Source organism: Streptomyces fructofermentans, from assembly GCF_014651055.1.
Lineage (GTDB): Bacteria > Actinomycetota > Actinomycetes > Streptomycetales > Streptomycetaceae > Streptomyces > Streptomyces fructofermentans.
Map to the genome: position 1 here is coordinate 92,765 of NZ_BMWD01000002.1, position 23,622 is coordinate 116,386.

The 23,622-nt window shown below is 69.3% G+C and carries 11 protein-coding genes; 4 read left to right on the forward strand and 7 right to left on the reverse strand.

Annotated elements, in window-relative coordinates; all coding sequences use genetic code 11:
• The first annotated feature begins 131 nt into the window (after nt 1–131).
• Nucleotides 132–2,192 carry a serine/threonine protein kinase gene (locus IE265_RS03550; RefSeq protein WP_229916008.1) on the forward strand — a complete coding sequence of 687 codons (2,061 nt, stop codon included), beginning with the start codon at nt 132–134 and terminating at the stop codon, nt 2,190–2,192.
• Between the two features lie 302 nt (nt 2,193–2,494).
• On the opposite strand, the gene IE265_RS03555 is transcribed toward IE265_RS03550, so the two are convergent.
• Complete coding sequence (locus tag IE265_RS03555; RefSeq protein WP_229916009.1) at nt 2,495–4,735, reverse strand: hypothetical protein; 2,241 nt, start codon at nt 4,733–4,735, stop codon at nt 2,495–2,497.
• A gap of 665 nt (nt 4,736–5,400) precedes the next feature.
• Here IE265_RS03555 and IE265_RS03560 point away from each other — a divergent pair.
• Nucleotides 5,401–6,218 (forward strand): IS5 family transposase gene (locus IE265_RS03560; protein WP_190033828.1). Its coding sequence is split into 2 segments (ribosomal slippage): nt 5,401–5,749 and nt 5,749–6,218, totalling 819 coding nucleotides; the frame shifts between segments, so codons are not numbered across the junction.
• Between the two features lie 198 nt (nt 6,219–6,416).
• Nucleotides 6,417–7,196, forward strand: coding sequence for a hypothetical protein (locus IE265_RS03565; protein WP_190033829.1), 780 nt, complete (start codon nt 6,417–6,419; stop codon nt 7,194–7,196).
• 385 nt (nt 7,197–7,581) lie between these two features.
• On the opposite strand, the gene IE265_RS03570 is transcribed toward IE265_RS03565, so the two are convergent.
• The 6 genes from IE265_RS03570 to IE265_RS03595 form a co-directional block, all read right to left on the reverse strand.
• Entirely contained in the window at nt 7,582–11,100 is a 3,519-nt protein-coding gene (locus IE265_RS03570; protein ID WP_190033830.1) for a DEAD/DEAH box helicase, read from the reverse strand.
• A complete protein-coding gene (locus tag IE265_RS03575; protein ID WP_190033831.1) occupies nt 11,085–11,957 on the reverse strand; it encodes a hypothetical protein in 873 nt (290 codons plus the stop codon). Before IE265_RS03575 ends, IE265_RS03570 begins: the two co-directional genes overlap by 16 nt.
• 199 nt (nt 11,958–12,156) lie before the next feature.
• A complete protein-coding gene (locus tag IE265_RS03580) occupies nt 12,157–15,240 on the reverse strand; it encodes a pPIWI_RE module domain-containing protein (RefSeq protein WP_190033832.1) in 3,084 nt (1,027 codons plus the stop codon).
• Nucleotides 15,241–15,274: 34 nt separating this feature from the next.
• On the reverse strand, nt 15,275–18,964 hold the full coding sequence (locus tag IE265_RS03585; RefSeq protein WP_190033833.1) for a pPIWI_RE_Z domain-containing protein: 3,690 nt from the start codon (nt 18,962–18,964) through the stop codon (nt 15,275–15,277).
• Complete coding sequence (locus tag IE265_RS03590) at nt 18,957–20,156, reverse strand: pPIWI_RE_Y domain-containing protein (protein ID WP_190033834.1); 1,200 nt, start codon at nt 20,154–20,156, stop codon at nt 18,957–18,959. Before IE265_RS03590 ends, IE265_RS03585 begins: the two co-directional genes overlap by 8 nt.
• A gap of 56 nt (nt 20,157–20,212) precedes the next feature.
• The gene (locus IE265_RS03595) at nt 20,213–21,895 is read right to left on the reverse strand and encodes a PD-(D/E)XK nuclease family protein (protein WP_190033835.1); all 1,683 of its coding nucleotides are present in this window, start codon (nt 21,893–21,895) and stop codon (nt 20,213–20,215) included.
• A gap of 130 nt (nt 21,896–22,025) precedes the next feature.
• On the opposite strand from IE265_RS03595, the gene IE265_RS03600 reads away from it, so the two are divergent.
• Nucleotides 22,026–23,570 (forward strand): serine/threonine-protein kinase, encoded by a 1,545-nt coding sequence (locus IE265_RS03600; RefSeq protein WP_190033836.1) that lies wholly within the window; start codon nt 22,026–22,028, stop codon nt 23,568–23,570.
• Nucleotides 23,571–23,622: the final 52 nt, after the last annotated feature.

Sequence of the window (23,622 nt, forward strand, 5' to 3'; positions counted from 1 at the left end):
AACGAAGCTGCGAACTGCCCGACCCGCTGCGGCAGTCTGCCGATACGATCCCGTTCCCAAGGCTGGGGCTCCGTTCACGGGCGTGCGTCCAGTCTCATGGCGCTCCATCGCAGAAGAGGAACGAACACCCTGTGAGCATCGCTCGCGCAGAGACGCGGGTCCAGCCTGCCCGCTCTGGTGACCCGAAGCAGGTCGGCCCCTACCGGATCGTCGGCCGTCTCGGCGCGGGCGGCATGGGTACCGTTCACGCCGGTCTCGATCCGGCCGGCCTGCGTGTCGCGGTGAAGGTGATTCACCCCGCGCAGGCCGAGGACCCTGAGTTCCGGGCCCGCTTCCGCCGAGAGGTCCAGCTGTCAGCCCGAGTGCAGGGGCCGTGCCTCATACCTCTTCTCGCAGCAGACCCGGATGCCGAGAACCCCTGGCTGGCCACCGCCTACGCCCCAGGGCTCACCCTCGATCAGCATCTCGCCACCCACGGCGCGCTCACCGGCGGCACCCTCTACGCCTTCGCCACCGGTACCGCCCAGGCCCTCGCCGCCATCCACACTGCCGGCGTCGTCCACCGAGACGTGAAACCGCAGAACGTCATCCTCACCCCGGCCGGCCCCCGCGTCCTGGACTTCGGCATCGCTCATGCCGCTGACGGCACCTCGGTAACCCGGAACGGTGTCGTGACCGGCACCCCCGGTTGGATCAGCCCCGAGCAGTGCCGAACAGGTACCGCCGGCCCCGAAGGCGACATGTTCGCCTGGGGCGCGCTGGTCGCCTACGCCGCCACGGGACGCTTGCCCTTCGGCACTGGAGCTCCTGACGTCATCGCCTACCGGGTCATGTCCGAGGAACCCGATCTCGACGGCCTCCCCGACGAACTCCGCGGGCCCCTCACGAAGGCGCTGGCAAAGAACCCTGCCGAGCGCATCATCGCCGACGCGGCGGCAGAGGAATGCGCACGGCTGCTGGCCGACCAGGTGACCCAGGTCCTCGGCGCCGACGCCGGGGCGGAGCCCACACGCGTCAGCGACTGCCTCACCGCCGAGTGGAACCTGCCCAGCGTGGAAGATCCCGCCTGGCACTTGACCGCTGCTCCCATCCGTAGGCGCGCGCTCATCACCGCCGTCGCAACGGTGGCAGTCGGCGCTGCCATCACAGGCGGCATCGTCACCCTCTACAGCAAGGGTGACCGGGCGGACGCAGCCATCACGTCCGGGCGCAACCCCAATTCGGCGCCCTCCTCGCAGAGACCCACCGCGCTCCCCGCTTCCGCAGGCACGGCTTCCGGCGCCCCCGGCGAAACCGTCACCGCGCCTGCGGTCGATCCACGCACGATCAGGATCCCGACGGATCCCCTAGCTGGGGTGCCCAACCCTGCCTACACCCGTGCCGCTGACGAGACCCAGCCATCTGCCGACGAGTGGAGATCGAGCACTACCGCCAACACCACCGAGGAGCGGGGCGCCGATACGGCGATCCGTGACCGGATGACGTCCATGCTGGCGACCAAGGACATGGGCTTCATGAAACCCACCATCACATTCAACCAGCGGGCCCAGACGGTCATGGTGACCGGTGGGCCAGTGCCGCAATTGCCCGACACCTATCAGGACGTGTTCCGTAGGGCCGCGGAGATGGCGGCCTGCTCCACCCTGGCGCACCACCTCAAGAAGGATCCGAGCACCTGGCCCTACGGCCGCTTCTCCATCCACTGGAAGACATCCGACGGAGACCTCGATGCAGCAGCCATCGGTTTCGGAGAGGCCACCACTGGATGCTTCACAGAGGTAGCCGGCCAGTGGTACGGAGACGAATCCGGCATGGCCACGGCTGAGATTCCCAGCAGCGACAAGGCGGAGATCCGCATCGCCGACGCCACGGTCAAAGCCATCGTTAACACCTGGAACACCGACACCACCACGACGAACGAGGACGCCCTCACCGTCAACGACGGCATCAACCTCGGCTTCGACCCTGTCGAAAACGCGGCGTACGTATGGACCGACGACCTCAACAGCCGATTCGCCAGCCGCGCTTCGCAGTCCAACCTCACAGGCGCCACCGAGAAGGCCCTCTGCGGCAAACTCACCGCCGAGTTCAAGAGCAACAGAACCTGGAACTACACCCACTGGGCAGTCGCCGTCTTCGACCCCTACACCGGAACACGCCAGTTCATCGGCTCAGGCACCTGCACTCCGTAAGCCTCTCGACGACGGCTCAATTTCATGAGGAGCGGATCGGCGACCTCCAGCGAAGAAGGGCGCCCACCCGGACGAGGGGGCCCAAGGGCTGCTGTCGGTCAGGAGGTCGGCCGCTGGGGCGCATTCCTCTTCCCTCTGGTCTCCGCCACCGCCACCGCCGAAAGGCAGATCCAAGCACCGACCACTGGTCCCCAGATCTGGTCCCCAGGTCAACCTCGCCGAGCTTTCGGCCCAGTTGGAGGAGACGCTTGTGTCATCGCCGACGGGGCATCCGCGACGCACGTCCGAGGACCGCCGCCTGGTCAGGAGGCGGGTTCACCAAGGACGGTCACGGCGTGAGAACTCGCGACTCGCCGCCTGAGCTCGCGGATGGTGTCCTGCCATTGCCAAGAATCACTGCCACACCACTCTGCTTCATCATCCGCGTGCCAGGCTGCCAGTTCGTCCAGGCGAGCGATCACCGTGGAGATCTCGGTGTCGGGAATTCCGCTCCCGCCGTCGAGTCGCCCTTTCATACCGTGCAGTTGGTGAGCTGCACGGTAGTAGGACAGTTGGGTGTCGCTGAGCCTGCGCATGGCGTAGCCGCCGCACTTGCTGCACCAGTCGAAGTCGGTGCGCGCCATGAGGTCGGCGACCGTGAGGAGGTCGTCGCCGGCCACGACCGCACGTTCGTGGGCGTGCCGGCACAGCGGCGAGTGGCCCTTGCCCTCGATCAGAGGGCTGGCGTTGGTGGTGTAGAGCTGGACTGCGGCCAAGGGCCCCAGAGGGAGGCCGCTGCCGCTTCGCCAACGGTCGCTGCCGGGCTGCCGGAAAGGCGCGAGGCTGAGGCGGTCCTCGGTGAGCAGGCCGTGCCATACGGCCACCGGCAGCCCGCCAGGCCGTCCGGCGTCCAGGCTTCGCAGGTCGTGCGCGCCGCGCGCCAGGGCCAGCAGGCGAAGATTCAGATCCCGGTCTTCGGTGCCATAAGTCTGGCGAAGGGTCCGGCGTGTGCCCTCGGCAAGACCCAGTCCTTCGCCGAAATTCGCATCGTGGACGCCCTGGCCGCGACCGGGCAGCCGGGCCTCACGCGCCTCCGGCTCGGGACTCTGTTCCAGCTCCTGCAGGCCCAGTACGCTTCCGGGCAGGTCACGGGCCCCTGCGATGAGGACGCCCAGCCACCCGTTGGCCAGCCGCTGCTCGATGGTGTCCAGAGGCAGTACTTCCGCTCCCCCGCTCGCCGAGAAGACGAGGTAAAGCTCGTCGGCACCTGGCCCGAGTGTGCGCAGGGCACGGATGTGATCGAGGGTAACCGGGCGCCGGTCGAAGACCGGGGTGTCATCGAAGACACCCGGGCGGACGATGCCCGGCCGTCTTTGCGGACTGCGGTCAGGTTCGGGCAGATCCGCCGCCACGGCGGCTGGACTGCACGGAAGGCTGCTCACCGGGCTCAGCAGCCGTTCGGCGACGAGATCAGGCACTTCCAGGGTGAGGACGCCGCTGCCCCAGTCGGCATCAACGGTCCACGTGAGCAGCGCACCGAGCGTCCAGGTATCCAGTCCGTCCAGGAAGTCCCGGCTCCCATGTTGTGGCGTGGCTTCGGGTGCTTCCGGTATCTGCGCCGTCAGCCGGCATCTGTGTGCCCGGTCGGCCAGCGTCGCTGCCGTCCGGGCCTGTTCGTCCCAGGAGGCGATCAGGCGCGCTGCCTCGGCGCGGGCCTCGTCGTAGCCCTTCCGATTGCTGCGAATGCCTCGCACGATCTCGTACGAGAGGTACGCACGCGTCCCCGGACCTTCCCAGGGCCGCTCGGCCGCGCTCTGCCACCGGTGCCACAGGTCCACCAGTGCCCTGGACACCCGGCTGTTGCCGCCGAGCACCGCGAAAGCTGGATCCGCGTGCGGAAGCTCGGGCACAGGGAGTGCCGTTGCGGCAGCAGCCACGACAAGCTCCTCCGGGTCTACGAACCGCGCCGCCTGAGACCGAAGCGTCTCCAGGTACCGCGTCTTGACCGTCAGTGACGGCTTCGCCCACTCCTCCAGCCAGGGAAAATGAACAAGGACGGCCTGTGCCCGATGCAGGCTCCGTCCCGCGCCGCGCCAGTGGGCAAAGATCAGACCGCGCAGCTCCTCTGCATCCTCACGTGCCTCCCGCCGCGATATGCCGCCTTCCGCCTCCTCCTCGTCATCATCGGGGTCGACATCCTGTTCAGTGCGAAGGAGTTCGGCGGCTTCCCGTGCCTCGCGATCGGTCCAGCGTTCGTCCTCGTCCGGCTCCACGTAGGACTGCAACTGGTACAGCAGCCCCGTTCCGCCGAGAGCCCCGAGGAACATGCCCAGTCCGGTACCCGGCCGGCCCCAGACACCCCATGCCGCGCATCGCGAGCACAACCGCCGCAACATCGCCGTCTCCAGCGGCACGTCGGCGGTCCGCACCTCGGACGTGCGCAACTGTCCGCACTGCCTCGACACGTGCAGATTGGCCCCCTTGCTCTTGGCCGAATACACGGTGACCAACGAACCCTCGAACGGCCCGAGCGGAACGTCAGCCAACGACAGCTCGATACCCACAAGTTCCCCCGACTCTGCTCCTCGGCAACTCGAACCCCGCAACACCGCTACCCCTTCCAGGCACCAGAACGGCGTCTCGTCCAGTCTTTGAAGGACGCCGTTTCATCACTTGCATGCTCTTCATCAACACCGACACTGCGAGGCCACTGCGTGCACCATGCACTGGTCCCCAGGTCTGGTCCCCGACCGACGAGCATTTTCCCCCTCCCACCCGCACGCACGCAGTCATCGCCTGGCGCAGGCAAGGAGATCCCAATGTCCGTCAACGAACGCAGACAATGATCAGGAGAAGCGCCGGTTTGGCCAACCGGCGATCCCGTGTTATGGCCGCCAGGCATAGCCGCCGCCGAGGCTGCCTCAGTGACGAGTGCAACAGGCGGCTTGCGAGCACTTGACGGCACGTTCGAGTCTCCGCCCGTATGCGGGGGACGTTTCTGATCACAGCAGCAAGCCACGCACAGGAGACCTGCCGGGCCGGTCCCCAAAGAGGGCAGAAAGGGGCAGTGAAAACTGAACATTGAAGCGGAACTCCACCACGTCGTCGACTCAGCGACTGACGATCTCCTCCTGCGCCAGGCGTACTCGGCCTCGGCTGCCGCCACTGAGACAGAGCAGGTGCCTTCTAAGACCGTGTCCTATGTGGGGCTGGGTCGTTGGGCTTGGTTATGGGGCGGGGTACGTGGAGTTGGATTGTTCCGGACGGGCTGTGGGAGATCGCGGAGCCGCTGATCCCGCCGTCTCGGGTGCGGCCGCAGGGCGGTGGGACGCAGGACACGCCTGATGAAACGCTGTTCGCGGCCATCATCTATGTGCTGGTCAGTGGGTGCGCCTGGCGGGCTTTGCCACCGTGCTTCGGCATATCGAAGTCGACCGCGCATCGCCGGTTCCTGATCTGGTCCCGGGCGGGAGTGTGGGGTCGGCTGCACGAGGAGATGCTGCACCGGCTCGACGACGCCGGCCTGCTGGACCTCTCTCGCGCCGTGCTCGATTCCGCCCACGTGAGGGCGAAAAAAGGGGCGAACTCACAGGTCCGAGTCCCGTGGACCGAGGCAAGTCCGGTTCCAAGATGCACGTTCTGTCGGACGCGAACGGACTGCCCCTCCTCGTCGGACTCTCGGCCGCCAACGTCCACGACAGCCTCGCGCTGAAGCCCATGATCACCGGGCACCAAACGAGACACGACCCCTACAGGGGACGCTACTTCAAGCCTCAGCGTCTCCACGCCGACAAGGCCTACGACATCCCCCACCTGCGGAAATGGTTACGCGGCAGGCGCATTGGCGTTCGTATCGCCCGCAAGGGCATCGAGTCAAGCGAACGGCTGGGACGCCGAAGGTGGGTCATCGAACGGACCATGTCCTGGCTGACCGGCTACCGCAGACTCAACCACCGCTACGAACGCCACCCCCGCAACTACCTGGCGTTTCTCGGCCTCGCCGCAGCCCTCTGCTGCTACAAACGACTCGTCCGCCTCACCACATAGGACACGGTCTAAGCACCTGCTCCTTCCCTCTTCAGCGATCGGGTCGGCACAGACCGCCGTCCAGACAGCGCTTCGACACCCTGTGCGGGGTCGCTCATGGGCGACGAACGGAAGTCGTGATCTGCTCCACGGCGGCGATGTCGCCGCGATTTGGTCAACGGGGGTTCGACTGTCAGACCGAGGTTTTAGTGTGGAACGGTGACTTCAGACGTCAGCAAGGTCTCAAGCGAAAAGGCAGCGCTATCTGTAGAAGAGACCATCCTCGGGCAGAGTGCCTGGTTCCTTCATGAGCGAGGAGACGTTCAGGCGGCAGCCCTTCTACTGGATGTGGAAGGAATCGAGTGGTCTCCCGGCAACAGGTTCGGCGACTGGATGGATGCCCGCCTTCTGGTTCCCGGATGGCTGATGGACCGGTTCTCTGAGGACTTGCTTGCGCAAATCCGGGACGCCCTCCTACCGATCGCTGAACGGAACGGCGTCGAAGCACACTCCGTCTACGTCGGGCCAGCGCTGCCAGACGTGGCCGCGGACTGGAGGTCAGCTCTTCAGGGGCGGCTCACCGCCGATACCACAACGAACCACGCCGCGCGTGTCACCGATCCGAAACCGGAACTGCGACGCGACGGATTCGTTTTTGACTCCTGCGAGGAGATACGGGTCTATGAGGCGCTTAAGCGCGCCCAGGCTGCCCTCCCCGCCGATGCCACCATCTCCATCTTTCCTTTGTCGCTGGGACGCGTAGGAGTCGGCAACACATGGACGCCCGACTTCCTAGTCGTTCGCGAAGGCAGGGCGGGCCTTATCGAAGTCGACGGACCCCATCACCGCGGCCGACTGGCGGCTGACGGGACCAGGGATCGACACTGGCGGAACAGCGGGTTCGTTCACATCGAACGAATCCTGGTGGAAGAAACGGCCAAGGACGCTGAGTTGGACGCCCTGGTCAGGACGTTCCTCAAGCGGCTGCGCACACACTAGCCGTCCGTACTCGACTCCGTCCCGCATGTCTGTCGGGCACTCGGACACTGCTGGGTCCCGCCCTCCGACGGAAGCGCCGTGCCCAGCATGTGCGGCACGGTCAGCGGGCGCTGCGATCGATGAGAGGGCCGTGCCTCCAGCGGATCACGTCGCCAGCGGCATGATGACCCCGTCCAACAGCGCGATGCTGTGGACGCCACCAAAGAGTCCGCACCCATCATCGAGATCGGCCCCGCCGGGCGGGTCGCGTCAGTGAACCTGGGCGCGGAGTCCCCGTGCGTCCGTATCAACGCCTCCACGAGCGACGGCAAGTCGGTGACTCTGCGGTGCATCGCCCTCCTCTTGACCGCAGCCCGCGCCTGGTTCCCTCCGAGAGGGGCAGGCGCTACCGGGTGCGCCGGGTGGTGACGAGTTGGCCGTTGTGGAGACGGTGGTCGAGGTCGAGGCCGCTGTCGAGCATCGCAAGGACATCGAGGTGGCGGTCCGCCGGCACGGTCGCCACCCGGCGGCGGTCGCGAGCGACGCGGATGGTCGGGTGACGCTCGTTGGGCCGTGCGACGTTGACCGGGCCGTCGGGTGTCCCTGCCATCAGCCGGGTCAACGGAGTGGTGGCGGCGCGGTTCTCGAGGAGTTGGTTGATCGGGTCGGATGGAGTGCGGACGTAGTCGAGGAGATCCTGGATCTCGTAGTCGCTCGCCCCATACTGCTGCGTCCAGCCGTCGATGTGGTGCTGGGCGGTCCACTGCCGCAGGCCGGCCGACCGGTGCCCTAGGCGGGCGGCGTCGCGGCCAAGGAGGTGGGCGATGCGTCGGGAGGTGATGCCGGAGGTGAGCAGGGTCAGGGCCTGCTCGGTGTCGACGCCGTGGCGGATGTGCCAGGCAGTGTGTGTGTTGAGCCTGGGTACGCCGGGAGGGAGCGCGGGGCTGGTATGGACAAGGTTGATCAGGGCGCCGACGGTCCAGCTCAGGGCGTGCCCGAAGGCGGTGCTGATGTTGCGTACCGCCTGTTCGAGCGCCCACCCGGCAGCGACGCCGGGCTGCCAGGAATGGGCGAGGTCGGGGATCGTGGTGCCGGAGATCCACTCGCGGAGCGCGGGGGCGATCGGGACGTTCATCTGAGTGCCCCGCGTCTCCTTGTCCTTGAAGCTCCACGTCTTGGTGACCTCCGGTACGTGGTCGAGCAGACGGTCGAAGACCTGGTGCTCGGTGAGGAAGTCGAGGGTGCGCTGCAGCGGCCATTCCTCCGGCTCGGCGAGCCGGTCGCCCCCAGTGGTTCCGGTGGCGTCGTCCACCGTGTGCCGCTCGAGCAGCACGGCCAGCTGCTTCGCGAGCCAGTCGAGGTAGCGGGCCGACCCCAGGCTGGTGCCGGTGGCGGCCCACCGGCCGGCCTGGGTGGGGTCGGTGTTCTCGAAGACGGTGGCGACCCTGTCCGCGAGGGTGAGCCACCGGCTGGTGTGCCGCCCGTTGCCGCTCTGGGACAGGGCGAACAGTGCGTCCAGGGCGTCGATGGGATTGCCCTGCGGTGCCGGCGAGGTGGCATGGAGCTGCAGGACGAGCCAGACGAACGAGGCGAAGTCCGCGGCGATGCCGTCCGCCAGCGCGAAGACTCCGTCAGCGTCCTGCCGCAGGGTGTCCTCGGCGGCGGCGAGTTCGGCCAGGGCCTCGCCGGTCAGCAGTGCGGAGACGACGCGCAACTGCTCCGGGTCGGGGCTGAGGGAGTCGAACTCGGCAGGTCGGGGCGGGTAGGGGCGGGTCAGGAAGATCCACCCCTCACTCTCCCGGCCGGCCCGCCCGGCGCGGCCGATGGCGTTGAGGAGTTCAGCGGGGGACAGAGCGCGCTGGCCGTCGTAGGTGAGCGGGTCGCCGTCGACCTTGTGGTGGACGATGACGGTGCGCACGGGCAGGTTGACGCCGTCGGTGAGGGTACTGGTGCTGGCGATCGCCAGGAGCGCGTCGCGGCGCAGCGCGCCCTCGACAGCGTGGAGGACGTCTTCGGGCAGGGCGCCGTGGTGGTAGGCGACGCCGTGCAGGGTGCAGCGCACCAGCGGGTGCTCCGCGCCGAGGGTGTCGGCGAGGTAGTCGGTCAGGGCCGCGGACTCGGGCCGCTCGGGCAGGCGTTCGGCGATGGCGAGTGCCGCGTCACGGGCTGCCCGCCTGGTGCCGACGACCATCAGCACGCTGCCGTTCGCGGTGAGTTCCGCGGCGCCAGCTGCGAAGACCTGGTAGTCGGCGATCCCGCCTGGCAGGCGGGTCCGCGCATTCCACCGACCTGCGGAGCTGGCGAAGCGCCGCGTGCCTACCTCGCCGGTAGTCAGCCGGGCGATGGCAGAGGAGGCGGTCGGCCGGACATCGAGGAGTGTCTCGACGGGCACGGCGGCGAGCACCGGCGAGGCGTGCTTCGCGGTCGGCCGTCGCTCCGTCAGCTCGGCGTGCTCCGCCATGAGGTTCGGGTACATGAGCCCGTGCATCCGGCGCGGGCCCCGCCAGGTGTCGGTGAAGTAGACCTCTCGTTCGGGGCGATGCGGGTCGAGCCACGAGGCGATGTCCCCCTTGTTGCCGACTGCCGCGGACAGCAGCACGAGTCGGATGTCGCTGCGGGCCTGTAGCAGCGTGAGCAGGCTCTCCAGCACGAAGCCGCGCCGCCCCTGGCCCAGGTGGTGGGCCTCGTCGACGACGACCAGCCCGACCTCCGCCAGTGCTTCGCCGGGGTTGTTGCGGATCATGTGCATGAGCCGCTCGGGGGTGACGATCTCCACGTCCCCGCCGTCCGGCTCGGCCGGGGAGGTCCAAGGGCCCAGCGGGAACTCCGGTTGCTCTGCGGCCAGGCGCCGCCCGAGCACCCGCAGCCGGCCTCGTAGCGTCCCGCGCATCTCCCGCCCCAGGCTGCGCATCGGGGACACATACACCACGCGCCCAGGGCGCTGCGCCAGGTGCGAGCAGATCACCAGCTGGGCCATCAACGTCTTGCCCGCGCTGGTCGGCACGCTGATCAGACTTCGTGACGTCGCCGGGTCTAGCGGGTTGCCACGCTCGAGCTTCAGGAGCTGGCGCTGCGGCGGCCAGAGCGTCATCACCGGCGGCTTCGACAGTGCAAAGCTCCGCGCCACTTCTGGGGGAGTTCCCGGGGGGAGCAGCTGGTACAGGCTGCTGGCCGCCATCTCCCCGCTCAGCTGGAACAGGTGCGCGGCAACCCACCGCGCCAGCCGGTCGCCTCGGCCGGCCGTCTGCGTCATCACGTCCCGCAGCAGCCGCTGCGCCGCCAGCAGATCCCGCTCCTCGCCGAACCCCAGGAACCTGTAGAGGTGGACAACGGCCTCCACGACGGCCTCTGCGGGCCCGTACATGGTCCCTGCCAGGGACTCGCGGCGCATCAAGGCCCGCACCCCGCGCAGCTGCCGCCGCCACGCACGCACCGCCCGGCCCAGCTCCGGGCGGTCGAAGCCGAGGAAGACGACGCCGGCCTCCACCGCCAGGGTACCGATGTGCCCGCGCAGTTCACCGGTGATGTCGACGAGAGCGCGAACCTGCCGGTAGACGGCGGTGGCGTTCGGGTCCTGCTCGCTGCGCCGGTACCCGGCTTGGGCGGCGAAGGCGATCTGGAGCCGCTCAGCCTCGGGTCGGCGTTCGTCGCCCAGGGCGAGGTCCATCAGGTGCGCGCTTGTGGCGAAGGCTTGCCGCACCCGCACCGCGTCGTAGCCAGGAGTCTCCGGGGCGAGCGCGGCGAGCCCGTGCAAGTACCACGCCGTGGCGAGGGTCTCGTCCTCGATCTCCCGCTCACCGCGGAAGGCCGCGACCTCTAGCTCGGTCATCGCCGCCAGCAGGTCCTGTGCGCTGGGCAGCACCCCGCCCGCCCGGTGCTCGCCGAGCGCGGACGCGAGTAGCTCCGGGTCTAGAGTGCGCTCCATACGTACCTCCTCACGTCCTTCGCGAAGTCTTCAAGATCCTCGATCGCCACCACCACGCCCTGCAGCGCGCCCGGGTGAGTGTGGGTGGTGAAGTGCTGGTGCGAGCGCTCGAAGGCCGTGTCCGGGGTGTACGTGGCGTCGAGCGCGATGCTGACCCCGCCGTTCCCCGACGCCTTCGCGTCCACCCATTGCCGAGCCATTGAGGCGACGAACTCCCGGGTGTCGGGGGTCAGCTCCCGACCTCCCCACGAGATCTGGCCCAGGTACCGCGCCCCCCAGGTGTTCAACTGCTGCCATGCCTTGCGGATCGTGTCGCTCGGCTTCGTCTTTTCCGCGGTGAATTTCTTCATCTCCCACAACCGGAAGACGAACCCCAGCTCGCTGCCGGGCACTCGGTGGATCACCAGCCCATCCGGCCCGCTGTCCGTCACCGTCGATGAGGGCGGGTCCAGGATCTCCACGCTGCGCCCCGGCTCGGGGGGAAGGTCGCGGGTGGAGAGGTACCAGAGCCACTCGCCCACGTAGCCGGTAACACCGGTGGGGTCGTTGGCCTCGAATACCGGGCCGGTGTAGAGCAGGACGTGCGCGCGATCGGGGCCGGCCAGCGGGGTGCCGGCCAGGGCACTGTCGCGCCAGAGCCGGTATGCGAGGTCGTCCAGGTCGGTGCGGGCCCGCATGATCTCGTCGGCGATAATCCAGGCTGCCGCATCACGGTCCTCGGGCTCCGGCCCGATGGTTGCCACCAAGTCCCACAGGCACACCTGTCCGATGCCGCGGCTCTCCCGCTGAGTGAAGTCCACGAGGCGGCCTCCGGCGGCCCGGGCGCGCTCCATGGCCTGCAGAGCGGGTATCGACACCCGTCCCCACCCCCGCTCCTGACTCAGTGCCGAGCCCTGCGGCAACACGGATCACCCTACCCAGCAAGATCTGGTCTGTGAGGGCGGCTTCTCTGCGTGAGCATGGCCGTGGGCCTGCTGCGAGCGCGGCTGTCCGGGCGCCGGGCTTGAACCCATGATCGGTGATGGCTACCCCGTCACCACCGACTACGGGCCAGACCTACATCTCGAACAGTTGCAGCTGCCCTTCCGTGTCGACGTCGAGCGCCTCCAACTCCAAGTTCGGCACAGGCTGTTCCACCGGCGATGCGTCCTGCGCGTCATCCACATCGTCCGAAGCACCGGATTGAACCGCGGCCCCTGCGTCTCCCGTTTCCGCCTCGTCGTCCTTCGGTGTCGGCAGGACGTACTCCTGCGCCAGGCCAGCCAGGTGGAGCGGCAAGGGCAGGGCGAGGGCCTGGTCGTAGTCCGAGGGCTGGCGAAGAACATGGGTGAGGAGCGCGAGGGACTTCGGGTCGTCTCCGTCATCCCGGTGGCAACCGACGACGGCGATCTCCACCAGCCCCGGCATCCAGGCGGCCTGGCCGGTGTCAATGGTGGGTTCACCCTTGCGTTTGCCCTGGGCGATCGGCCGGGGCGAGAGCTTGTCGGCGGCCACCGCCGCGTGCTTGAACTGCACGGGCTTGGCCGTCGTACTGAAGAACACGCGGGCGTCTTCAGCGGCATCCTCTGGCACCCACAAGCCCTGCTGGATGCCGTTCGCGGTGCCCTCCGGGGCATTCCCCCACCACTGCGGTGTCTCGTTCCGGGCGCCTGCGCGGACCCGGACCATCCGCAGGTCTGGGTCGAGGCGGCGAGCAGGAGCGAGGCCGTCCTGCAGGCGATCCCGTTCGATCCGGCCGTCCTGGAGCCAGGTCCAGTGCGAGCGGGCGTTGTGGGCCTCGGCGAACAGGACGGTTGGCCCGGTGCGCAGGGAGGCACGCAGGCCCTGGAGCCACTCGGCGGCCTCACGGCGCTGCCGTTCGCGTTCTTGGTAGCGCTTCGGACGCTCAGTCCCACTTTCCTTCTGCGCATCCGAGATGTCGGCCTCGTCCTCCTGTGAGCCGCGCTGGCTGGGCAGAACGGGCTTAACCTCAGCCTTGATGGTCAGCCTAAGCAGGAGTTCGGGGTAGGGGACCCAGGCGCCGGCGCCAGAGCGCGCCTCGGGGTCCCAGCCTTCGACGCGGGCCGCGCCGGTGCCGGCCGGGTCGGGGGTGACCATGACGCCGACCGGGAGGTAGGCGGCCCAGCGATTCCGGGTCGTACGGTTCTTGCGGACCATCCACAGAGCGGCATATCGCAGCCCGTCGGGCAGTCCGTCGTCCTCGGCGAGCCGGGGGAGAGTGCGCGCGCCGAGCTGCCGTAGCCCGTCGTTCCAAGCACTGAGCGTGCGGTGCCTCAGGCTGGACGCTGTCTCCGCGCCCTTGCCGCTCTCGTCGCCTGTCACAGGCACCGTGGTGAACTGTGTGACGAAGCCCGCCTTGGCGCAGCCCAGTCGCATGGCGAACTTCGGGTCGTGGAGTCTGCTCGGATAGGACGCGGCGCGGCCGATCTCCACAAGGGCGAGGGCCGGCGCGTCGAAGGTGCGTTCCGCGGCCAACCACTGTGCGGCACTGTCACGGCGGGCCACTGTCGCAGCGGCCACCTGGGCGTCCTTGACGTGGGTGCCGGTGGGCAGATCGAGGGGAGCAAGGAGGCTGTCGGCGGTACGGTCACCGAGCGCGACGAGCGGGCGCAGGCAGTGGACCCGCACGGTCAGCTCCGGAGCGGACCACTCGTGCACAACCGGTGCGCCGGCCGTGGCCTCGTCGTACTGCTGTGCGGTGAAGGACCCGCCGTCGCCCTTGAGGCCCAGATGCTCGGCGAGAGAAGCCAAAGCGGCGTCGCGCAGCCGCGGCGACTGCCACAGCAGCCGTGTCTCCAGCACGGGAGTGCCATCCTGGCGTGCCACGCCGTCGAGAGCGTCCAGCGCGTAGGCCGTCGCCAGTCGGCGCTGAGCGCATCGTTCCGCTTCGACCGTCTCCTTGTCGCCCTTGGGGATGTTCGCGGGCGTGCCCCGATCGATCAGCGCGAGGTCCGGGGCACGGCGCAGCTCGGACTTGAGGGCGCCTTCCGCCCAGGCGGTGAGCTGCGAGAGCTGGTGTGCCATGAAGCCGGGGCCCACGTCGTGCCGGCCCATCGCGGTGCGGTACAGGATGCCGGCCCGGGCGTCGTCACGCAGCCAGGACGAGGGGTCAGTCAGGAGCGCGTCGGCGTCTGGGAAGGGCTCGCCCAGGGGCAGCCCGGCGAGCATCGCTGCGGGGCCGCCCGCGCGCCACCGGTCGGCGAAGTCGCCCTTCTCGCCCAGGTTCTTGTCCCAGTAGCGCTCCAGAGCGGCGACGGCGAACCGCTCGCTGCGGGGGGTGCCCGGCAGGAACGGCCTGCGCGGGCGCAGCAGGACGGTGGTGCTCGCACCCCACGGGAGGCGCAAACGGCCCGTCTTGGCGCTGGTACGAGTGGCCCAGCGGCGAACCGACCAGCGGAGGTTAAAGCGTGGCAGCGGGTCGAACGGCACAGTTTGGAGCGTGATCGACAGCGTTACTGACCACCAGGAGTCCTGCTTCTCGTCCGGCCCGGGGAACCGGATCGGCTCGGAGACGAGTTGAGCACCCTGGTCACGCGGTCCACGTGGCATGGCCCGGAAGGTGAGCTGCCCCCCGTCGTACGGGTACGGGCCCAGGGCGAGGATCCGGCGTGCCAGCCAGTCCGGGCTGAGGCTGTACTGGTGCGTTGACGGACGTGCGGTGCCACCGTCGGTCGGGGTGTCACGCGGCATGAGTTCGTGGTGGACGGTCTCCCAGCGCGGCGGATGGGCGGCCAGTTCTGCGATGGTCTCCTTCAACAGGCCGCGGTACTCGGGCTCGGGCCGCAGGTCACGCAGCCAGTGCTTGAGCACGGTGTCCAGGACCGGGCCGGGGAGCGGATCGGGGAGGTCGGCGGGCGCGCAGAGCCAGTGGGCCGGCGCGCCCGGGTCGCGGTCGTGGAATGGGCGTGGCAGAGCGAGGACGTCGGGGGCGAACGCTTGCAGGACCTGTTCCAGGCGCCAGGTCGGTGCTGTCTTCCAAGGTTCCTGGCCCGCTGCCACCCGGGGCGCGTTGCTCAGGGTCAGGACGGCGTCGCGCCACTGCTCGGGGAAGGGCAGGACGCGGTAGGGCGCGGTGTGAGAGGCCAGGGCGTCGGCTGGACGCCAGGCCGTGGTGCGGGCGGAGCGGTAGACGGGTGGCATGTGACGGCTCCTCGCGAGCAGAGTCCGGGGGGGGTCAGCGGTGCGTCATCGTGCGGAGGGCGTTGTAGAACGGCTGGTACAGGAGACGGACGAGAGAGCGAGCCGCCGGGTCGGGGTGGGGCGGGGCGGTGTCGGGCCGGTCCGTCAGGTAGGGGTCAAGGATGCCCGCGAGGGCGTGGAGCAGGCCGTCGGTGCCCGGCACATCGGTCCCGGGGGACGGCTGGCCTGTGCTGGCGGGTGCGAGCTGTCTCGCCAGGCGAGGCGAGAAGGCGGCATCGATGAACACCACTCGGGCGGGCACTCCGCCGCGCACCAGACGGCCGATGACCTGCCACAGCGTGACGAGCTGGTCCCAGGCGAAGGCGCGCTTCTCCCAGGCGGGCAGTGAGCTGTAGGCGTACCTGCGGTTGAGCAGTCGGCGCCACTCGCGGCGGCCCTGCTGGCGCAGGGCTCCGGCCGCCTCGTCCAGCGATCCCACTTTCTCCATGAGTTCGGTGAGCGTGTGCGGGCCGTCGAGGCTGTCGCGGCGCGGCTGGTCGCGCAGCATGCCGCTCAACCAGTCGTTAACGGCGAACACAGACAGGTCGAGGTCGTCGGGGCGGGGGTGCGGGCGGACCAGGAACAGGGCCGTGCCGAAGGCCGCTTTGCCCTCGTCGTTGAGGATGTTGTGGCCGCGCTCGACGGCCAGCAGCGGAGCGACCAGGACTTCTGCCGTCTGATCGTCGGCGAAGCGGGCGACGTCGCCACGCCGTAGCGTCGTCGGAGTCTCGTCCCGCTGCCCCGGGGCGGTGGCCGGTCCGTCGCTACCGCGGGCCTCGTCGTCCGGGATCAGCGCACTCACCTTGCCGCGCCAGGCGTCGAACCGGTGCAGTGCCTCGGCGACCGCAGCGGCTTCCCTGTAGCTGCCCACGAGGATCAGCGCTCGGCGCCGGGTCGTCTCAGGGATACGGCTGATCTCCTGGCCCAGCACCGAAGTGCCGCCCGGGCCCGGTTCGCCGAGCCTCCGGGCCATCGCGACCGCCTGGGCTAGCCGGTCGCGCGGTGGTGTGCCGGACAGGCTCATCGGGCGGCCGTCCCGGTCGTATAGGAAACGGGTGGCGAACGAGGTTCGGGCCACCGCAGCCAGGGACGCGTTGGTGGGCTTGAGGACGAGGCTCACCGGTACGCGGACATGGGCGCGGCTGGACTCGCCGGCCCAGCTGGTACCGGACATCAACACAATGTGCGGGCCGCCACGGCCGGTGGCCGGGTCGGCGCCGAGGCTGTTCAGGTTCAGCAGCAGCTCGCGTCCCACTCCGGCACACCGGAAGAAGCGCAGGGTGCCGCCGCGGCGGCCAGCGTCGTCGCGTTCCTCTCCGTCCGGGAGGTACTGGTAGCCGAGAATGTTGCCCATGGGCGCCTCGGGCACCAGCGGGGCGTAGTCCAAGGGGACTCGCCGGGCAAGCTCCCTGCCCTGGGAGTCCAGTCGCAGGGCGGCCTCCACGTGCGGCCACAGGAAGGTGAGCCGCTCCAGCCTGTGGTGGAGGGTGCTGAGCAGCAGGAGGAAGGAGAGCCGCAGGCACAGGACGTCCCACCAGTCCTTAGTCGGCTCGGGCGGGGGCGTGGCGGATGCGGGCTGTTCGGCCCGTACCTCCTCTGTCACCCGATCGACGAGCTGACCGGCCAGCTCACGCACCCGATCCCTCGTGCGGCCCGCTGCCATGTGGTGCAGGAGGGCGTCGGCAGTGTCGGTGAGGACGCCAGTGAGCGGGTCGGGGGCGTCGCCTTCTCCGAACGGATCATCGCGGAAGGCGTCCCAGGCTTCCTCGAGCAGGCGGCGTGCCGGTGAGAGCGCGAGGTGCGGGGAAGAGCCGGGCTCGTGCACCACGTCGTCGTAGCCCTCGTAGAGTTCAGCGCTGTCGTCGACCATGTCGTCCGCGGCGGACGCGTCCCCTTCCGCCTGACGCTGCACGCCTTCGCGGTGGCGTCGGGTCACGTCGCGGAACAGGTCGTCGAGCAGGCTCTGCTGGAGGGTCCACGGGCTGAAGTAGGCGGGATCAGCCCACTCCCGGAGGTCCTCGTCCTTGATCAGCAGAGCGCAGAGCGGATCGACGGCAAGAGTTACGGTTCCCAGGGCCCGGTTCCACTGGGCGACCTGGCCGTCGGTCAGCGGCAGGCGGGCGCGCCTGCTCAGTTCCTCGATCTTGTAGCGGTTCAGCTGGTCGAGCCAGGAGTCGGTGTCGGGGCGAACCAGCGTGCCGGACGGAGTGAAGAGGCGGTCCAGTGCCATCTGGACGCTGTCCGCCTCGTCCACAAAAATCAGATCGCTGCGTAGACAGGCCAGTTCCAGCTGGCGCAGCCGCTCGTCGTTCAGATGCGCGGGCACCTGGCTCTGCACCAGGCTGGCCGGGTTGGCCACCCAAATCAGAGCGTCGACCTGCGCGCGGGCAGCCGCGTGGCGCGGGCAATCGGCCCACAGAGGGCAACCGTGCGGGCGGCCGGGCAATCGGTCCGGGGCGTGGGCCTGGCGGGGTGCGGTGTTCCTCCGGTCGGGAGTCCATTGCTCCAGAACGACCGACTCCGGTTCCGCCGGGCCGCGCTGTGGCTCGGGATGCAGACGGGCGCATGGTGCGTCGCGGTATTCCAGCGGATCGCCGTCCACGCCGCGCAGACCGCTCACCGCGCAGGCAGTGCTCAGCAGGTCGAAGCCCGAGTCGTCGTGGTCGAGGAGGTTGTCCAACCCTCGGGCCGAGAGCCGCCGGTGCAGCCGCTGGACGTGCTGCTCGCGTGTGGTGGTGCCGAGCACCGGCGCGACGGCGATGTCGAGCGCCTCGAAGAGACCGCACAGCCGTAGCTGTTCGGCGACGTCTCCGACGACGAGCGTGGTGCGCAGCGGAATCTCGCGCCGGGCGGCCCAGACTGCCACCAGAATCATGAACGTGCTCTTGCCGGCACCCACCATGCCGGCCAGGTGCACCATGCCGGCCAGTTCGACCTCGTCGGCCTCGGTGTAGTCCGTTCCCGCGACATCGCGGGGCGCGAACCTGACCCCCTCCAGCCGGTGTTCCCAGTGACCCGGATGCGGGACTTCCGCCTCACGCTCATCCATCCACCTGGCCGTCGCGCGCAGTTCGGCGCGGCACACCCGGAGTGGCTCGCCGCCCCCGGGCCGTCCTACGGCGAGGTCGTGGCCGGGTGGGTTGGCGCGGACGAGTTCCTCGGGAATGGTGACCGAGGCGTTGCGGCGGCGTTCCTGGAAGGAACTCGGCCCTGCGGGGGCTGGTTTGAGGGCACGGGTGACCAGGTCCGGCAGCCGGCTGAGGGCCTGGTCGTAGACGTCCATCCGGCGCCCGGCAACCATCGGCACCACGGGTCGAGGACCGCCGGTGGTTCCGGCCGGCGGCAGCTCGTAAGCCCTCAGCCTGTCGGAGACCGACCGGTAGGCGTCGAGCGCCTGCCGCCAGGCGCGCCGCCGCATCGGCCACAGGAGGTGCCGGGCGGCGGCGAGGGCCGTGCGCTGCCACGGATGTTGTGCCAGCCCGGCGTGTTGCGCGAACGGATAACCGCCGAACAGCGCATAAACGTCCCCGGCATCCGACGTAGGGGAAAGCCGTTCGAGCAGCCGCAGCCCGAGCTCGACGCGGCACAACTCGACCGGGCCGAACCCGTCCGGGGCACCGGCCTCGGGCCACTCGTCCCTCAACTCCCCAGCTACTGCCTCGCACCAGGCTTTCTCGTCACGCATCTGTGCCCTCCTGGCTGTCGGCGTGGGTGCCACGGCGCGACTCGGCCAGCCGCTGCCGGGCAGCCCGGAGCAATTCGTCGTCTGTGAGCAGGCGTACGGCAGCGGCCGCCGCGGGCCGGGCTCGCTGAAACGCCTGCTGATACCCGGGGCGCTCGCGCACTCGGTAGACAGGCACCACATAGAACGCCTCGTCGTACGAAGGCTCGGGCCGCACGGGGCGGGCGGCCCGGCCGAGGAAGGCCGGATGAGCCCAGTCCTTGACGTCGACGGCCCAGCGGTGGCCGTCAGGGAAGACCACCAGCACGTCGTAGGCGTCGAAACCAGGCCACATGGTGACGTCGAGGCCCAGACTGGTGAGCCGGTCCTCCAGTTCCACCTCGGCCAGTCCGGGCCCGGTGACGTGTCGGCGCAGCGGGCGCTCCAGCTGATACACAGTGCCGGCGTGAGCCGCTTCGATCAGACGGCCGACCGGCGGGTCTCCCTGCCGTCGGCAGCGATCCCGCTCGCACCACCACTCTCCGCCCGCAACCGGCGTCAGCAGTGTTCCGCAGCGGCCACACACCGCGTAGCAACCGTGCCGACTCCAGGAAAGAGGGACTTCCGGATAGATCAGATCGATGAGCTCCCAGACCGGCTCCAGCGTGAAGTCACCGTGCAGGGCGAAGAGTTCGTGGGCCGTCAGCACCGGCCGCCGCACCAGCAGGCTGCGGAACTCGGTGTACGCGTCCTGCTCTCCGTGGCTACGGCAGCGGTCCAGAGCGGTCCGCATCACCTGCTGGTCGCGATGCCGCACGGCCGGGTCGGGCGCCGAACGTTCCCATTCGCTCCACTCATGGCACAACTGGGTGGGGCGGTGCGAGTACGGGTCGAGCAGAACGTCGTCCGGGCCGACGGCGTCCGACGGCAGCGACAGCGGCCAGTCCTCCAACGGGATGTCGGCACACCGCTGGACGAATTCGGCCAGTGAGGCGGGAGGCCGGAGCCCGCCGCGCAGCCAGGCGACGACCGCCCGGTCCAGGGCGAGCTGGACGACGGGAGGATACGGAAGACGGAAGGCGTCCAGCCCAGTGGTGTGGTCCAGGACGCACAAGGCCCTGGCCACGGTGGCTAGCAGCGGCACGCCGTCATGGGCGGCCCAGGCATCGAGCGATTCGGCGGACGAATCGAAGGTGGCAAGGGGACTCGTGGGCACGGTTTCCACTCCAGGTGGTGCGATGAGCGACGTGGAGGAGACAGCAGGAACTTCCCTCAGCCGGCGGCAGCCACGCGCTCTTTACCGGTGGCACACCAGGGCAGTGCCTCGCAGCCGATGCAGTCGTAGCCGGGCCGGGGCACCGCGTCGTAGCGGGTCTCGGCGGACCAGGGCACGGTGTACGAGGCAAGGACGGTACGGGCGTGGTCGATCGTGGCCTCGTCGCCCGGATCGAACTCCTCAAGGGACACCCCGTCCGGTCGCAGGATCTCCAGTTCCACGCGGGACCGTCGCGAATCGCCGCCGAGTACGCCGGCCGCTAGCAGCAGTACGGCGAGGGCGAGTTGTGGATGCTTCTCCAGCAGAACAGACCGGCTGCCCGGTGGAAACGCAGTGGTCTTGGTCTCGCGAACGACGACGCCGCCGCGTTCCTCGTAAATCAGATCGCACGAGGCGATGACCATGACGTCGGACTGCGGGTCGTGGGCCGTCACTCGATGCTGCGGGCGGAACCGCGTCGCCGCCGGATTGTCGAGCGGGCACCGGGCCTGGTGGGCCCGGAGCATACCGAGGGCGGGGGCCAGCTCGCCGTCCGTGAGGCCGGGCAGGTCTGCGGGTAGAGGCACTTCGCGGCACGGCGGGGCGTCCGCCGAGGCGTGCCGGACGTTGAGCCAGCTGTCGACGGCCCGGCCTCTGCGCACAGCCTCGTTCTCCTGACCCGGGTTCGGCAGCTTGAGTACGCGGGTCAGGTGGTAGCGGGCGGGACAGTCGTGGTGTGCTCTCAGGTCGCTGACCGATACCGTGCGCCGCTTGCGAGGCCGCGTGGGGGGTGGGAGCACGAGGAGAGCGGGCACCCGCGGTACGACGGAGCACTGGGGTAACACCTTGCAACCCGCGCAGTGGGGGCCGGCGATGCGTTCGCGGCCGTCGAGGACACGGCCGAGCCGGGGCACGACGTGCTGCTCGTGCAAGTCCATGATCTCTTCAGCGGTCCAGTCCGCGAAGACGTCGGTCTCCGTTGTGCGCAGAAGACGGACCCGGCCCTCGGTGAGACCAGCGGAGTAGACCCGGACGCGTTCTGGCCGCGGCGGTGGCACCGGGTGTCTGAGGGCTGGGCAGTGGTGCTCGAAGGAAGGAATGCGGGCCGGAGTCCCGTAATACAGGACAGAGGCGACAGCTGCGAGTTCAGGCAGCGGGAGACGCTCCTTGGCACTTCCTTTGGCGGGAATCACGAGTTCACGCAGCGTTGCGTCGTCCGAGACGTACTGCCTCCCCCAGACAGTGCGCTCGTAGGCGGTGATGCCACGCTCGTCGGGTTCCTCAGGCGTGCGGAACGCGATCCATGCGTCCGGGGCACGGAACGTGCGGGGGAGGCCGGCGCCGTTGCGGCTTTCCTGGTCTCTGCGCCAGGCACCAAGGTAACGCTCGGCGGCCGCCACCGACCAGGTCACGTGCTGCGGCAGGCACCGGGACCGGGTCCGGCGACATCGTTCCAGGGCTTCTTCAATGCTCTGCGCCGCGCCGGACTCCAGTTGGTCGAGCAGTTCCTGCACGAGCGCGAACGGGAACTCCTCGCGTGGAGTCTTGGACGAAACCCGTTCCGCAGCGAACACGTCGCGGCGAACACTGAGAGCACGGTTCATCGGACAACCGGGCTCCTCGTCGCGCAGATGACGGACCGGGATGCGGGCCAGACACCCGACGCCGACCGTACCGGGGGGATTGGCCCAGGGCTGCACGGTGCGGACTCCTTGCGGTCTCGACGGTGAGGGCATCACCGTGACAGAGGCGTGTGAACAAAGTCAAGGCACGCAAGAATCTGCTGTAGCTTGATGTCTGACGGTTCGCCAGGAGAGGCAGGGAGTGTGCGTGGTGGAGCCATGGCCGGCGGGGAGGAAGCTCGCGGGCAGATTCAGCCGCGCCGGCGAAGGCGCCTGGGGTGGCATGGGGGTCGTCTACCGGGCGACCGACGAAAGGCGTCCCGGGCAGGTGGTCGCGGTGAAGTTCCTGTGGCCTCGAGATCCGGACGCCGCCCTGCGCGGGTACCGGACTCCCACCCCACAAGAGCTACAACGTTTCGACCGCGAGTGCGAGATGCACCGACGCTTCGGTGGCCGGGGTGTGCCAGCCTTCGTCCACGCGGATCTCTCTCCGCCACGGCCGTACCTCGTCACCGAGTACGTCGACGGCGATGACCTGCATGCTTTTCTCATCAGGAACAGACCCACCCTGTCGGCCGCGGCGTGTGCGATCGTCCCGCTGTTGGAAGTGCTCGGGCGGGTGCACGGCGCGGGCGTGGTGCACCGGGACGTCAAGCCAGCCAACATCCTGCTGGCCCGACGCGACGGGGTCCTATACCTCACCGACTTCGGCATCGCCCTGCCGAAAGATCCGGCGGCCACCCGGTACACCAACGGCCGGACGCCCGGCACGATCGGCTACATGGCCCCGGAGATCCACCGAGGCGAACGCAACCCGGGCCCGGAGGCCGACCTCTACAGTGTCGCCTGCATCGCGTTCCAGATGGTGACCGGACGGCTGGTCTTCGAGGCCGGCCACTCCGACTACGACTTGGCCCGCCTGCACTGCGAGGAGCGGCCGCCGCTGCTCAGCGACGACGTTCCCGGCCTGCCGTCCGAGATTGTGGACATCACGGACCGTATGCTCGCCAAGTCGCCCGCCGATCGGCCGCCTCTGCAACTGGCGCTCGAGATCTGGCGGCCCCTGCTGCCCTCGCCGGGCGACCCCGCTCCACGCCCCGCCCTCGACCCGGACCCGACGCTGCCCCATCGCGCCCCGGAGACCGCTGCGGCCCCGCTCCCGGAATCACCGCCCACGGGTCCGCGCCGCCCTCGGGTGCATCGCCGACCCGTCGGCGGTCCCACCCGGTCCGCGCTCCGGAATCTGTGCGCCGAGGCCGAGATCGAAATCGAACGCGGCGAACCGGGCAAGGCCGTCGATGAGCTGACCGCCATACTGGTGCGCGCCGAGCAGTGCCTTCCTGGGGCAGTCCGCGAGGTGCAGGGTGCGCGCCTCGTCGTGGCGCGTGCTCAGCTGCTGCGCGGGGAGACCGCCTCCGCAGGCCGCACCTGCCGGGATGTCGCCAGGCGGCTCGCGGACGCGTCGGCCGGCACGGATACCGGTGAACTGCGGGCACGGGCACGGCTCGGCGCGATTCAGGTGATGACCGCGGAAAGGAGCCCGGTCCAGGCAGTGGCCGACACCTGGCTGACGCTGGCCGAGGAACTCGCGTCCTGGCCCGGGCCGGGACCATCCCGCCAGACCGTGGAATTCTGCCGAGAAGTGGGACTCGAAGTGAAGGAACAAGTTCTCGACGCGAGACAGGACGAAGTGTCCCCGGCGCTCCCCGAGGCAATCCGCAAGCTGCTGGATCGCCTGCCAGGGCCAGCTTGACAAGCTCCGCGGAAACTGGGGCCCGGCCTCTGCCGGGCCCGGGCCCCGCCCC

Coding starts and splice junctions, on each gene's coding strand:
- IE265_RS03570 (WP_190033830.1), bottom strand. CDS start 11,100: ATGGAGCGCACTCTAGACCCGGAGCTACTCGCGTCCGCGCTCGGCGAG.
- IE265_RS03580 (WP_190033832.1), bottom strand. CDS start 15,240: ATGCCACCCGTCTACCGCTCCGCCCGCACCACGGCCTGGCGTCCAGCC.
- IE265_RS03585 (WP_190033833.1), bottom strand. CDS start 18,964: ATGCGTGACGAGAAAGCCTGGTGCGAGGCAGTAGCTGGGGAGTTGAGG.